We start from the raw sequence: 14080 nt of genomic DNA on the forward strand, positions 1-14080 counted from the left end.
TTTATAAACTACGCTGTTTTTTATCTAGGTATTTTCTAATCGCTTTGGCTGCAACAAAAAAGCCAAAGCTGCCTGTTACCATGGTTGCAGAGCCAAAACCATTATTACAGTCCATATTCATTGAACCATCTGCACCTTGTTTTGCTTGGCAAACCTCACCTTCGGAGGTTGGATATACAAGCTGCTCTGTAGAATAAACACAATCGACGTTAAATTTTCGCTTTGGATTGCTACTAAAGTTGTACTGTTTTCGCAAAATATAACGTACTTTTGCAAGCAATGGATCATGAGTTGTCTTTGCAACGTCACCAAAACTGATTTGACTAGGGTCGGTTTGCCCGCCTGCTCCTCCGGTGGTAATAACCGGTAGTTTTATGCGTTTACAGTGAGCAATAAGCGCTGCTTTTTCTTTTACAGCATCAATACAATCAATTACATAGTCAAAGCCTTTAATATGCTCACGAATGTTATCTAGCGTAATGAAATCGTCAATAACATTAATTTTGATATATGGGTTTATCAACTCACAACGTGTTTTCATCGCTTCTACTTTTGCTTCGCCTACGGTGCCAGTTAAAGCATGAATTTGACGATTAACATTGGTTGCACAAATATCATCTAAATCAATGAGGGTTAGTTGCCCTACACCCGTTCGAGCCAATGCTTCAGCAGCCCAACTACCTACGCCACCAATACCAATGACACAAAAATGTGCTTGTTGTAACCAATCAAATTGTTGATGACCATATAAACGTTTAATGCCACCAAAACGGATGTCTTGTGTTGTTTCTTTCATTTACCAATCCAACGTCCAAGGAGCTGTCCACTCTTTGAATTCGTCTGAGTTAAAAACTTCATTAAGATGAGCACCTAAAGTGTAATCGCATCGATATTCTTTAAGCTGCCCTTTATAGCTAAATTGTAGTGCATAGGCATGCAAGTTTGTGCGCTCGTCTTCACTACCCGCATAGGTACTATCACCTAGAATTGGCGCACCTAAGCTTTTCATTGCGACTCTAAGCTGATGTGTTTTACCAGAGAATGGCTTTAACAAGTATGCACGAAGCCCTGGTCGAATACTTTTTGAATAAAAGCGTGTGATAGCAGGATTCGCTTGGCTCTTTAACAGCTTAAATGCACCACGACGACTTTTTTGCATATCCCCTTTTATCCAACCTTGCTTTTTCTTAGGCTTAGCATCACTCACTGCGAGATAAAACTTATTTATTTTATGATCAGAAAATAGTGAAGTAAATTCGGCTGCAGCTTCTTTGTTACGGGCTAATATAATTAAACCTGATGTCACTTTATCTAGCCGATGAACCGGATAGAGCTTCTCATTAACAAGCTCTTCAGCAAGTACGACAAAACCAGCACGTTGTTCACTATGAAAGCTCACTCCTGCTGGTTTATAAAAAACAAAGAAGTCATCTTCAATGGCATGAAGATGAACATTGTTTACATCATGCATTTTTTAGTTGCCAAGCACTGCAATAACGCGCGCTAAATCTTCAGGAGTATCTACGCCTGCTTGCGGTGCACACAGAGCTTTTGCGATTTTAATTTTGTGACCATGATAAAGTACACGAAGCTGCTCTAATGACTCTAAAAGCTCTAATCGAGATTCTGGTAATTCGATGTAGTCTTTAATGAAGCCAGCACGATAAGCATAAATACCAATATGGCGCGCAAAATCAGCAAGATTTAGCTTATCTCGGTCATCATTCATCATCGCATCACGATGATAAGGGATTGGCGAGCGCGAAAAATACAGTGCGTTGTTGTCTGCATCGTTAATGACTTTCACGCAATTGGGATTAAATAAATCGTCAATCTCATCAATGCTGGTGCTCAAAGTCGCCATTGGCGCATCAGAATCAGCAAGTAGCATGGCAACTTGAGATACATTTTCGCTTGCCAATAAAGGCTCATCACCTTGCACGTTGACAACAATAGTGTCACTTTCAAGTTTTAACTGTTCAACAACCTCAGCTAAACGTTCTGTGCCTGATTGGTGATCTTCTCGTGTCATCAATACATTATCAGTAAACTTCTTTACTGCATCAAACACTGTTTGATGATCAGTCGCTACATAAACTTGTGATGCACCTGACGCAACTGCTTTTTCATACACATGTTGGATCATTGGTTTACCACAAATATCAGCAAGTGGTTTACCTGGTAAACGCGTCGATGCGTAGCGAGCTGGGATAACGACTACGAATTCCACTTATCAACCTCTTCTTGGCTTAATTCACGGGCTTCATTTTCTAAAAGCACCGGGATATCGTCTTTGATTGGGTACGCTAGTTTCGCAGCGGTACTGATAAGCTCTTGATTTTCTTTATCAAGACGTAATTTACCTTTACACACTGGGCAAGCGATAATTTCAAGTAATTTTGTATCAAAGGCCATTGAGGATCCCTTTTTGTTTTAATAATAAATTAAGTTTTTCGATAACTGCTGCTGTTGGCTTTGCATCAACAGGTAAATAATACCAATTTGGTTTAGCAAAACTAAAGCATTTAACGGCATCTTTTTCTGTCATAAATACAGCGTCATCTGCAAAATCGCTAAAGTCATTTGCTTGGTAGGCATAATGATCACGAAAATGATGAGTAGATAGTAAGTTAATGCCTTGCTGCTCAAGACTTATTTCAAAGCGTCTGGGGTTACCAATAGCACTTACCGCATGGCCATTATCTTGAACTGAATTGGCAAGTTCTGAATTACTTACGGTCCGAAATGGGCTTGATGCTAAATCATAGCGGCTTTGTGCGTTGCCACCATTTTCTATGACTAAATCAACCGATTTTAAGCGCGCTTTGGTTTCACGAAGTGGACCTGCAGGCATTAATAAACCGTTACCAAATTGGCGTTCACTATCAACAATACAGCACTCGATATCACGCGCCATTTTATAATGCTGCATGCCATCATCAGAAATAATGACATCGATATCATGTTGCTCTAACTTTTTTATACTAGCTTGTCGGTCAGGGCCAACCATTACAACACAACCTAGGCGGCGTTTAATAAGTACAGGTTCGTCACCCGCTTGCGTTGTCGTCGTTTGTTCAGTCACTAACAAAGGATACGAATCAGACTGACCACCGTAGCCACGGCTGATCACAGCCACTTTTAAACCTTGCTGCTGTAAGTACTCAGCAAGCCAAATAACAAAGGGCGTTTTGCCGTTTCCACCCACACTAATGTTACCAACAACAATGACAGGAAGATGCGCTTTAAAAGCTTTTAGTATATTAAGCTTATAAAACAAAGCACGAAGCGTTGAGATTAGCCAAAAAAGCACACTCAAAGGCAAGAGTAAAATGCTTAATAAACCTGGCTTTTTATACCAGCTTTTTTCAATAACACTCACTACTGCTCACCAAACTGCATCTTACATAAGGCACTATAGGTACCGTCTTTTTCTAGTAGTTCGCTATGCGTGCCCTTTTCGATAACTTGACCATGGTCGATGACATAAATGCAATCACTGTTTTCTATTGTTGATAAACGGTGTGCTATCACAATCGATGTTTTTTCTTTCATTAAGCTATCAAGTGCTTGCTGAATCAGTTTTTCAGATTCAGTGTCAAGTGCAGATGTCGCCTCATCAAGAATCAAAATAGGGGCATCTTTTAATATTGCACGTGCAATGGCTATTCGCTGACGCTGGTCGCCTGACAACATAACGCCGTTTTCACCCACCATGGTATCTAAACCTTCTGGTAAGTCTTTAACAAACTCCCAAACATGGGCTTGCTTGGCAACCGCCATTAACTCCTCGCTTGTTAATTCGCGGTCAAGGCCATAGCAAATATTATTCGTGATGGTGTCGTTAAATAAAACCACTTGCTGTGAAACCAGTGCAAATTGCTTACGTAAGTCTGTCAGTTTGTAATCAGCGATGTTGACGCCATCAAGCAAAATTTCACTGTCACCTTCAAGCTCATAATAACGCGGCAATAAATTTGAGATGGTCGATTTACCTGAGCCAGAACGGCCAACCAATGCGATGCTTTCGCCGGCATTAATCGAAAGTGATAAATTCTTTAATACAGGTTCATCTTTCGTTGGGTATTTAAAGGTCACATTGTTCACTTCAATTTTCCCAGTTACTTTAGCAACGCTGTAGGTGCCTGTGTCTTTTTCTACCTCTTCATCAAGTACCAAAAAGATACTTTGCGCTGCAGAGATACCACGTTGTAAATCGCTATTAACGTTTGAAAGTTGCTTAAGTGGACGCAGTAACATCATCATTGATGAAATTAGTAATACGAAGTCACCTGAACTGATGGTATCAATCATTGACGGCATAGACACAACCCACAAAATCACCGCCATCGCGCTTGCTGCCAAAATTTGGATAACAGAAACGCTTAACGCTTTAGTTGCATCCATTTTAATGCGCTGCTGACGATTATGATTATTAATAGCCGAGAATTGCGATATCTCTTGCTGTTGACCACCAAAGCCATGTATCACCTTGTGACCAGATAGCATTTGCTCTGAGCTGCGAGTTACTTGGCCCATAGCAGATTGGATTTTTTTCGAAATCATACGAAAACGTTTCGATACAAAGGCAACAATCACAGCCACCAGCGGAATAATAACTAAAAATATTAGTGATAGCTTCCAGCTGGTATAAAACATATTAAAAAGTAAGAAAACAACAAATTCCCTTCTCTAACAACAATTAACAGGGCTTTAGTAATGGCTTGTTGAACCTGCTCAGTATCAAAGGTGATTTTAGAGATTAAATCGCCATTTGAATTTTTATCATGAAAAGACACCGGCAGATGTAAAATATGTTCGAATAATTGTTGGCGCAACGTTCTTACAACTTGAGAGCCAACATAACTTAAACAGTACGACGACATATAGTTAAACATGCCACGACCTAATACCAATGCAATCACAACAAATGGTGCATAAGTTAAAACATCAGTGTTACGATCATTTAAACCTTCATCAATGAAGGGCTTCATTAAATTGATAAACAATGCATCCATGGCTGAATAGCCAATCATGCCTACAATGGCGAAAAACGCGATTAACTTATAATCACCCACATAACTGATTAATCTCTTATAGATTTGGGATGTAGTTTGATCCATAACACTCTCTTATTCATAGACTTCGACTATTGTAGCCTTTAGGGGGTAAAAACAAAACGTCAATCTTGTTCGAACCAATAACTTTCCTGCTCTCGCGCAAATTCTAAGCGATATTTATCTTCGTAAAATTTTATGCGTATATGGCCATATTCTGCCGTCGATAACTGCTGTATATGGTGTTGGTTATAACGATTTACAACCTCAGGATGAGGAAAGCGCCATTGCCCTTGGTAAGCAGATGAATGGATAACTACTTCAGGATTTACTTCATCTATAAATTCATAACTTGACGAGGTATTACTGCCATGATGGGGGCTTATTAAAATAGTCGCTCGTAAATCCACCTCCTCTTCAACAAGTTTAGCTTCTGCCGCTGCTGATATATCTCCAGTTAGTAAAAGTGAATAATTAAAACCCATTACTTTTAATAAGCAAGACTGGTCATTGCGACTCGCTTTTTCTACCTTTGCTGTAAAACTTCTGATATTAAGCTCAGCAAGTTTGATGGTGGTTGTTTTGCACTTATTTAACAGTCCCTGAGGATGAAAAGTAGCTAAAGTGTGTTGATAGCCAGCCTCTTTCCAACTGGCTAAACCGCCAGAATGATCGTTATCTAAGTGGCTTATTATGGTGTCAATCACAGATAGCTGCTGTTTATTGATGTTGTTAAGTAATACGCGGTGTACATAATCATAACGGCCAAAATACTGTGGGCCTAAATCATAAATTATCGCTTTATTTTTGCTGCTTACCATCACCATTAAGCCATGCCCGACATCAAACACATCCAACTGAAACTTAGCTTCTGGCTGTAATTCACTATCAACGGCATATATACAAACAGGAATTAAACACACATATTTATTAGGGCTAAAGTACAACAGCAGAAATGTTATGTAACTGATGATCAATAATGAGAAATTAAACTCATTGAACGACAACCAACGCCAGTCATTAGGGATAGAAAGCAATAGTTGATAACTAAAATACAGGGCACTGTCGATAAGTGATAACAGACCTGAAATATCCAGTAGGCTAGAAATCAGACTATAAAAAATCAACAAAGGCAATAACAGCACACCAACCAAGGGCACAGCAATAAGGTTAATCAATAAACCTATCACGCTAGTACCTGAGAAGTAATATAAGGATAGCGGTAGTAAACCAACAAATAAAGCGCATTGAACTTGCAGTAGCTGTACAAATCGCTTTAAAAAACTAAGTGACAAATTAATTGTTTTTTTAGTCAGTAGAAAGATGATCGTAACGGCCAAAAAACTGAAATAGAGCCCAGGATTCAACAGCGTAAATGGGTCTATAAACAACACCACACTCAAGGCGTACAAAATTGAACGCCAACGCACTGGGTTTTTTCCTAAGTTATAGATTACAAGGTAGCAGCCTAACATTAGCAGCGCCCGGCTTGCAGAAACTATAAAATCACTTAAATAAACATAAACGAGCGAGCAACTGAACCCTATTACAACAAATAGCTTATTTAATTGAATTGATTGGCTTACACGAAAGTGACTCACTCTTAACAGCCACTTACTACTATAAAAACCGACTGCGAAGATAAGTCCGATATGAAGACCCGAAATAGCAAGTAGATGAGACAATCCTAATTCACGCAAGTGCTTTCTATCTTCATAATCTATTTTACTTTTGTCACCGGTTAAAAGCGCATAATAAAGCCATTGTAATCGTGTGTTTGCCGTAATTTTATCAATATAAGTGCGATAACTCACACGCAGGGAGTCATATTGATGATGATTTAAATAGCTTATCTCTCCTACGCTTCGGCCTTTATAAAATACTCGCTCAAGTAATGCTTGTCGTTCTCTATTAAAACTGTAGAAATTTTTTACTGACCGATAAGGTTTAAGTTTGAGTACTGCGCTTAATTCATCTCCACTAGTAATAGGTTTGTCTGAAGTAATGCTGAGCATTGCATTAGGAGCAGGTCGGATGCTTGTAGGGCAAGATTCAATATGTTTCAGACTTGCTTTAATGTAGTAAGGGCTTTGTTCACTGTATGTTTCAACTACCTCAAATCGAACTAATCGGCTTTGTTGATAATCGATTTCGCAGTCAGAGATTGAGTAAAAGATGAAGTAATGAAAAATCATTACCAAAATAGCGCAAATAAACCCTGACAATAGAGTTAAAAAAGGCTTAAAATAGGCTCCTGCTAGCAATACAGCAAAACTCATTATATAAAACGCCGCAGTGCCAAATGTATATAGGGTGAAAAAACAGCCTATGACAAAGCCGCTGCATAACCAAATAGATGTAAATGGTTGCTTTAAATGGCTAAGAAAACGATCCAACGCTTTTTACCAGATCATAACAAGGTAAAAGAACACAAGTATTTAAGAATTTTTGGTCGTTTATTGCATGATGCCAATTTATGGCACTTAAATAGACGCTCAGCACGTGGTGCATTTGCGGTTGGTTTATTTTTTGCGTTCATCCCTGTTCCTTTTCAAATGGTTCTTGCAGCCGCCCTGGCTATTCCATTTCGAGTAAATTTACCGATTTCTGTTGCAACCGTGTGGATCACGAACCCACTAACCATGCCTCCTATTTTCTATTGTTCATATATTGTAGGCACGATTGCCCTTTCTCAGCCACAACAGCACTTCCAATTTGAACCAAGCTGGCAATGGTTTATAGATAGCCTTACAACAATTGATTTCAGCCTTTTTAGTTGGCTCACTTATATGTGCTACTGCTGCTGCTATCATCGGTTATTTTGCTACCGACATGCTTTGGAAACGCTCAGTCCGAAAAGCATGGATACATCGCCATAAAAAATAACTGATTTCAGTATAGACAAAAAACCCAGCTTAAAGCTGGGTTTTTTAATATAGATTAGTAAGTCTCGATTATGAAACGATTACTTTTTAAAGAAGCGACGTGCAGCTGCAAATGGTAATAGCAATAAAGCATACCATGGGAAGCTCGCTGATTGACGCTCGTATTGTTCAATCTCTTCTGCAGGACATTCCTCAACACTGCCATCAATTGGTGTTAACTTAACAGCAACAGCAATACTTTCATATTCGATATTGCCATCAACATCGACGACAACATTACCGAATGAATCTGTCTTTTCAACAGTTTTAGTCGCAACACCAAAGATTTCATTATTGTTGTTAATTGATTTCGCTTCAGCGACCGTGTATTTAAAATGAGTCTCACCATCTTCTTCATAACAAGGTAACAAGTCATTGAGATTAACTATAGAATCATCACCCACCGTATAAATAAAGCCTTCTCTACGACGAGTAGTGGTGTTATAGATATCTGTTTCACCTTCACCAACAATAATACCGTTATCATTAATATCGTTTGCAACTGAGCTAGAGCTAGAGAAATAATCGGATGGGAAAACTACACTATCGCTTTTTTTATCATAATAAAAAAACTTAGTGCGTGTTGCTGTGTCAATTCTTTTAGCAGCATAACCAACAATAATATTATTATTATTTACAGCTAAAGCTTGTCCCGAAGTCCAATCATCGTCTTGGTCTATAAACTGTTTTACTTCACCATTTTCAAAGATAACTGGCATTGTAATTCTAGTATCGGTGTCTTTGTAACGAACATCTGATGTACCCACAATTAAACCTGAGTCGTTCAGAGTTATTGCGTTGCTACGAAAAGCGAAATCTTCATCATCTTCTGGTGTTAAACCTAAACCATACAATTCTGTATTAGTGATGTTTAAAGAGCTATCTAACGTCCACTTAACAGCACGCTTGTTAAAAATACCCGCCGTATAGCTTCGATTGTATGTTTCGACACAGTCTGAGACTGGTTCATCTTCACCATCACAGTTATCAGTAATATCATCGAGAGGGTCAACTGCGATATCAATTGAAACACTACCTACAACCTCATAGCCGTTAGTTGTTTTGATAATATCATTTGCTGTACTAATACCGCCGTACTCGTCGAACTCTGGTGCAAGTTCAACTTTTACACCGTCTTCTGTAATTACAATAGCACGACTAATAAAATCTCTTAAGAAATGTGTTTCCTCTTCATCTTCATCAGTTTGTGTAAACGATGTTTTTTCATATGGGGCACTCCCCCAACCAACCATAACACCATCATCACTAACTGCATTTAGGATGTTCGTAGTTGAACGCGTTAAGCCATCATAATCTAGTGATTGCTCATCGAATAATACCTGTTCCGAAACACCCTCGGAGCCGTATATCGTCGCAGCTACACTTGATAGTTTCTGATACTCTGAATTAGTTAAACGGTTAGATTGCGTGTCTGTAATAAAATCAATCATAAACTGATGGGCATCAGCATTGGTATTCACTGCATCATTATTTTCAATATCATCTAATGTAAAAGTAATCTCTTTGTCTATTGATTCAAAATATGATTCACGAGCATCATAGGCATTTTTGATAGCAGAGTCTGTAAAATCAATATATGAGATATCAATTGGTAACCTATAAAGAGAATTGGCTATACCTATAATATGACCATTCTCACTGACATCTGTTACGTAATTATGTTTTGCTCCGTCTAGCCCACCTAATTCTTCTAATTTATAGGTTGCGCTCATCGCTGAGGTACTTAGGGTGGCTAAAATACTGGCAGCGAGTAATTTGTATTTCATTTTAATCCTTACTACTGATTCTTTAAATCTTCGAGTTCTTCCCAGCGCTCAAAAGCGACTTCAAGCTCAGACTCTAACTCGGCTAAATGGTTCAATGCTTCTGTTGTAATTGCAGCATCTTGCTTAAAAAAGTCAGGGTCATTAACCACAACTTGCTGAGCGTCTAACGCTTTTTCAAGTTGTTCCACTTTACTGGGTAATTCTTCTAATTCAAGTTTTAATTTGTAAGAGAGTTTATTACTTTTCTTTGGTGTTTTATCTTGGCTAACAACGGCCGGCTTTTCTTGCTTAATTTGTTGCTGTTGTTGTTTTTCTTGCTCAGCTAAATGAGCGGCATAGGCTTCATAGTCGCTATAGCCTCCGACAATGTCAGTGATCTTGCCGTTACCTTCAAATGCCCATACAGAATTACAGGTATTATCAATAAATTCACGGTCATGGCTTACAATCAGCACAGTGCCCTGATATTGGTTGATGATCTCTTCTAAGAGCTCTAAGGTTTCAATATCAAGATCATTGGTTGGCTCATCGAGAACAATAATGTTAGATGGCTTTAAAAATAACTTTGCTAATAATAAGCGGTTTTTCTCACCACCTGAAAGTGCTTTTACTGGCGTACGCGCTCTTGCTGGTGGAAATAAAAAGTCTTGCAAGTAACCAAGTACATGACGTGAGCGCCCGCCCATCATCACTTCTTGCTTACCTTCAGCTACGTTATCTTGCACTGTGGCTTCTTCATCAAGCTTTTGACGATACTGGTCAAAATAAGCAAACTCTAAATTAACACCTTGCTTAACACTGCCGCTATCTGGTGTTAAGTCACCAAATAAAATTTTAAGCAGTGTTGTTTTGCCAATACCATTGGGTCCGACAAGGCCAACACGATCGCCACGCATAACAAGGGTCGAGAAATCTTTCGCGATCACTTTATCTTTAAATGCATGACCGATGTTTTTCGCTTCGAATACTAATTTACCTGAACGCTCCGCTGTTTCAATATTGAAATCGGTTTTACCAACCTGATCAACACGCTGCTTACGCTCTTTACGTAACTCTTTTAAAGCGCGCACACGGCCTTCATTACGCGTTCTACGTGCTTTAATACCTTGGCGGATCCACGCTTCTTCTTCTGCTAAGCGTTTATCAAATAGTGCGTTTTGTGTTTCTTCTACTTTTAAATCATGCGCTTTTTGCTCAAGGTACGTCGCGTAATCGCCAGGGTACGAAACCAGCTTACCACGGTCTAAATCAAGAATACGGGTTGCAACTGCTCGAATGAATGCACGGTCGTGAGAAATAAAAACGATACCGCCTTTAAACTCTTTTAAAAACTGCTCAAGCCAAATAACACTACTCATATCTAAGTGGTTGGTAGGCTCATCAAGTAGCAGTAAATCGGGTTCACTAACCAAGGCTCGTGCAAGGGCAACTTTACGTAGCCAACCACCCGATAATGATTCAAGCTTGGCTTCTGGATCTAGCTCTAAGCGAGATAAAACGAGCTGAATACGGGTATCAAAACGCCAGCCATCAACAGTTTCTAATTGATTAGATAAACGCTCTAATTTGTTAAGCAATTTATCGTTATAATCTGTTTGCATTTGATTACTAACTTGGTGATATTCTATCAGTAAGTTAGCGATGTCAGGCATACCCTGCGCTACATAATCAAATACTGAGCCTGCCGCCCCTTTTGGTGGATCTTGCTCTAAACGAGAAATGCGAATACCGCCTAATTGGTTGATTTCGCCATCATCCAATGTCACTTGGCCATCAAGCACTTTTAGTAGTGTTGATTTGCCAGCACCGTTTCGACCAACGATACAAACACGCTCTCCTGACTCAATAACGGCATCGGCATCATCTAGTAGCGGATGCGTACCATAAGCGAGTTGAGCTTTGGCTATTCTGATTAAATCCATCGTGATTACTACTCTTATTCTTTATTATCAGCAATAAATTGCGCTAATTGCTCAGCATCAAAAGGCCAAAATAATTTCTCGCCTTGATGAGATTCCACAACCGGAATACTGGTTTGGTAAAGTTCAATCAGCTGTTCACTGTCCATAATGTCTTTTGCTACAAACGAAGCGTTTGCAGCAATTAATAATTCATCGGCCATTTCACACAGATGACAGCCATCAGTGTGGTACAGGGTAAAATTAGCCATGAGTAATAAGCCAGCTATTATGAATTTGCTTATTACGTTTAAAATCTGGTGATAAAGTCTTGTCAGAAATGTTTTCTGCTTTTAAACCCAGACCCATTAGCCCTACTTCATCCATGTTAAAGCCACGCTTATTGTTTGAGAATATAAGCGTACCGTTCGGGCTTAAAATCTTCTTAACCCAGGTAAGAAGTTTGATGTGGTCGCGCTGAACATCAAACGCATCTTTCATACGTTTTGAGTTTGAGAACGTCGGTGGATCTAAGAAAATTAAATCATATTGGCCTTGTGCATACTCAAGCCACTTCAAGCAATCTGCTTGCTCAAAACGATAGCGTGTATTACTGATATCATTCAGGGCAAAGTTTTCTTGCGCCCACTTTAAGTAGGTTTTTGACATATCAACGGTGGTAATGGCTTTAGCACCACCCACAGCAGCATGCACAGATGCACTGCCCGTATAAGCAAACAAGTTTAAGAAACGTTTACCTTGTGCGTTTTGTTGGATATAACGACGAGCTAAACGGTGATCTAAGAACAAACCAGTGTCTAGATAATCAAATAGATTTACTTTGAATTTAGCGCCAAACTCTTCAACGACTTGCGTACGATTTTGTTTTGCTACCTTGGTATATTGTTCTTCACCTTTTTGTTTTTTACGAACTTTAACTGCGATATTTTCTGGTGCGATATTTAACTGCTCTGCAGTCAGGCTGATCACATCTTGCAAACGTTTTTGAGCCGTATTATCGTCGATTTCTTTCGGTGCAGCATATTCAAAAATAACCGCTGAATCATCGTATACATCAACAGCTACGTTATATTCTGGAATATCCGCATCATAAACACGGTAGCAGCTCACTTCATTTTGCTTTAACCAGTTCTTTAAATTTTGCTTATTTTTCTTTAAACGGTTTGCAAAGGCGGTTGAACCTTCAAAGTTAAGAGCTGGCTTATCTTCTTTGCTAAGTTCTACTTGTTTATCGTCTAGTTGGTAAAGATTTAATACAACATCTAACGGGCCATTTTTAAACTTATAGCGTTTTAACTTAACTAACTTTAATAACTTAAATAAGCTTTCGTCAGTGCCAAGTAAAGCAAGTTTCCAATGATTAAAGTGCTTTTTGAAGCCAACACCTAAGCTACGGTGTAAGTTAACCAGCTCAGCCATTGAGCCTAAACGTTCACCATAAGGTAAGTTTGAAATCACCACACCAGGTAGTTTCGCAACGGAGGTTAACTTAGTGGCATCGCTTTGTTTAAACTTAATCACATTAGCAAGGTCTGCACGCTCTGCGTTTTCTTGCGCTTTTGCAATCACACTTCCGTCAATATCATGGCCAATAAGCCAAAGTTTAGGATTTGTAATTTGTGCAGTTAGTTCTGCTTTTAATTCTTTGTACTTTTGAATACGGAAACTAGGCAGGCGCTCAAAGGCAAAACCTTCACGGAATAAGCCCGGTGCTTCATTGCGAGCCATGCTTGCGGCTTCAATTAAAATGGTACCCGAACCACAACATGGATCGAATAAAGGTTGTTGCACGTTTTCAAGCCAACCACTTCTTTTTACAAGAGCAGCAGCTAAATGCTCCTTAATCGGCGCTTTACCTTGATCTTGACGATAACCACGCTCAGATAAACGCGGGCCAGAATAATCGATATAAAGCGCAACACCTTGACGGTTCAATCTTGCTACAACTCGAACGTTGGCATTGTATTTATCAACATCTGGACGTTGTTCGAACAAATCAGCGAAGTAATCAACAATCGCATCTTTTACAACTAGACCTGAAAATTGCGTATTTTTTAAGTCGTTATTTGTACCACTAAAATCAACAGCAAAGGTTTGTTTAGGGCCAAACCACTCCTGCCAAGGCTGCAAGCGTGCGAATTGATAAAGGCTGTCTTTGTCTTTTACGCCTTCTTTTTCTTCTATCAGCATCATGATACGAGTCGCAAAACGGCTCGATAAACAAATCTTTTGTGCTAACAAGCTATCTGCTTCAAAACGTACAGAGCCCACGGTTTGTTTTGAGACTTCGGCACCGAGTGCTGTAAGCTCATCAACAAGTAAATTTTCTATTCCGATAGAAGTAAGTGCGATAAATTGCAAAGTAAAAACCCTTAAATGCTAATTGCGCAGGA

General features: G+C 39.2%; 11 protein-coding genes and 2 pseudogenes. 1 reads left to right on the top strand and 12 read right to left on the bottom strand.

Features of this window, described 5'->3' with window-relative positions:
• Position 1: 1 nt before the first annotated feature.
• The 8 genes and pseudogenes from tcdA to ACRWSG_RS01015 all read right to left on the bottom strand — a co-directional run bounded on the left by tcdA (position 2) and on the right by ACRWSG_RS01015 (position 7336).
• Positions 2-796 (bottom strand): tRNA cyclic N6-threonylcarbamoyladenosine(37) synthase TcdA, encoded by a 795-nt coding sequence (tcdA, locus tag ACRWSG_RS00980; RefSeq protein ID WP_462165380.1) that lies wholly within the window; start codon positions 794-796, stop codon positions 2-4.
• Positions 797-1471 carry a TIGR01621 family pseudouridine synthase gene (locus ACRWSG_RS00985; protein WP_462165381.1) on the bottom strand — a complete coding sequence of 225 codons (675 nt, stop codon included), beginning with the start codon at positions 1469-1471 and terminating at the stop codon, positions 797-799.
• A gap of 3 nt (positions 1472-1474) precedes the next feature.
• Positions 1475-2230, bottom strand: a complete 756-nt coding sequence (kdsB, locus tag ACRWSG_RS00990) for a 3-deoxy-manno-octulosonate cytidylyltransferase (protein ID WP_462165383.1) — start codon at positions 2228-2230, stop codon at positions 1475-1477.
• Entirely contained in the window at positions 2218-2415 is a 198-nt protein-coding gene (locus tag ACRWSG_RS00995) for a Trm112 family protein (protein ID WP_036968654.1), read from the bottom strand. The genes kdsB and ACRWSG_RS00995 overlap by 13 nt, the downstream gene beginning before the upstream one ends.
• Complete coding sequence (lpxK, locus tag ACRWSG_RS01000; protein ID WP_462165384.1) at positions 2405-3382, bottom strand: tetraacyldisaccharide 4'-kinase; 978 nt, start codon at positions 3380-3382, stop codon at positions 2405-2407. Before lpxK ends, ACRWSG_RS00995 begins: the two co-directional genes overlap by 11 nt.
• The gene (locus tag ACRWSG_RS01005; protein ID WP_462166873.1) at positions 3382-4323 is read right to left on the bottom strand and encodes an ATP-binding cassette domain-containing protein; all 942 of its coding nucleotides are present in this window, start codon (positions 4321-4323) and stop codon (positions 3382-3384) included. The genes lpxK and ACRWSG_RS01005 overlap by 1 nt, the downstream gene beginning before the upstream one ends.
• Positions 4303-5123, bottom strand: a pseudogene (locus ACRWSG_RS01010) (ABC transporter transmembrane domain-containing protein); the annotation flags it as partial. The gene ACRWSG_RS01005 and the pseudogene ACRWSG_RS01010, both read right to left, overlap by 21 nt.
• A gap of 59 nt (positions 5124-5182) precedes the next feature.
• Complete coding sequence (locus ACRWSG_RS01015; RefSeq protein WP_462165385.1) at positions 5183-7336, bottom strand: DNA internalization-related competence protein ComEC/Rec2; 2154 nt, start codon at positions 7334-7336, stop codon at positions 5183-5185.
• Positions 7337-7432: 96 nt separating this feature from the next.
• Between ACRWSG_RS01015 and ACRWSG_RS01020 the strand changes: the two are divergent.
• Positions 7433-7943: pseudogene (locus ACRWSG_RS01020) on the top strand (DUF2062 domain-containing protein).
• Positions 7944-8022: 79 nt separating this feature from the next.
• Here ACRWSG_RS01020 and ACRWSG_RS01025 read toward each other — a convergent pair.
• From ACRWSG_RS01025 to rlmKL, 4 genes are read right to left on the bottom strand one after another with little or no spacing between them, the layout of a single operon-like run.
• Entirely contained in the window at positions 8023-9768 is a 1746-nt protein-coding gene (locus tag ACRWSG_RS01025; protein WP_462165386.1) for a DUF3466 family protein, read from the bottom strand.
• A gap of 11 nt (positions 9769-9779) precedes the next feature.
• Positions 9780-11690, bottom strand: coding sequence for an ATP-binding cassette ATPase Uup (uup, locus tag ACRWSG_RS01030; RefSeq protein WP_462165388.1), 1911 nt, complete (start codon positions 11688-11690; stop codon positions 9780-9782).
• A 14-nt stretch (positions 11691-11704) separates the two neighbouring features.
• On the bottom strand, positions 11705-11938 hold the full coding sequence (locus ACRWSG_RS01035) for a glutaredoxin family protein (protein ID WP_054551385.1): 234 nt from the start codon (positions 11936-11938) through the stop codon (positions 11705-11707).
• A complete protein-coding gene (rlmKL, locus tag ACRWSG_RS01040) occupies positions 11931-14048 on the bottom strand; it encodes a bifunctional 23S rRNA (guanine(2069)-N(7))-methyltransferase RlmK/23S rRNA (guanine(2445)-N(2))-methyltransferase RlmL (protein ID WP_462165389.1) in 2118 nt (705 codons plus the stop codon). Before rlmKL ends, ACRWSG_RS01035 begins: the two co-directional genes overlap by 8 nt.
• Positions 14049-14080 lie beyond the last annotated feature (32 nt).

The organism is Pseudoalteromonas sp. GB43, assembly GCF_054923805.1.

Coding starts and splice junctions, on each gene's coding strand:
- uup (WP_462165388.1), bottom strand. CDS start 11,690: ATGGATTTAATCAGAATAGCCAAAGCTCAACTCGCTTATGGTACGCAT.
- ACRWSG_RS01035 (WP_054551385.1), bottom strand. CDS start 11,938: ATGGCTAATTTTACCCTGTACCACACTGATGGCTGTCATCTGTGTGAA.
- ACRWSG_RS01015 (WP_462165385.1), bottom strand. CDS start 7,336: ATGAGTTTTGCTGTATTGCTAGCAGGAGCCTATTTTAAGCCTTTTTTA.
- ACRWSG_RS00985 (WP_462165381.1), bottom strand. CDS start 1,471: ATGCATGATGTAAACAATGTTCATCTTCATGCCATTGAAGATGACTTC.
- ACRWSG_RS01005 (WP_462166873.1), bottom strand. CDS start 4,323: ATGCCGTCAATGATTGATACCATCAGTTCAGGTGACTTCGTATTACTA.
- ACRWSG_RS00995 (WP_036968654.1), bottom strand. CDS start 2,415: ATGGCCTTTGATACAAAATTACTTGAAATTATCGCTTGCCCAGTGTGT.
- tcdA (WP_462165380.1), bottom strand. CDS start 796: ATGAAAGAAACAACACAAGACATCCGTTTTGGTGGCATTAAACGTTTA.
- ACRWSG_RS01025 (WP_462165386.1), bottom strand. CDS start 9,768: ATGAAATACAAATTACTCGCTGCCAGTATTTTAGCCACCCTAAGTACC.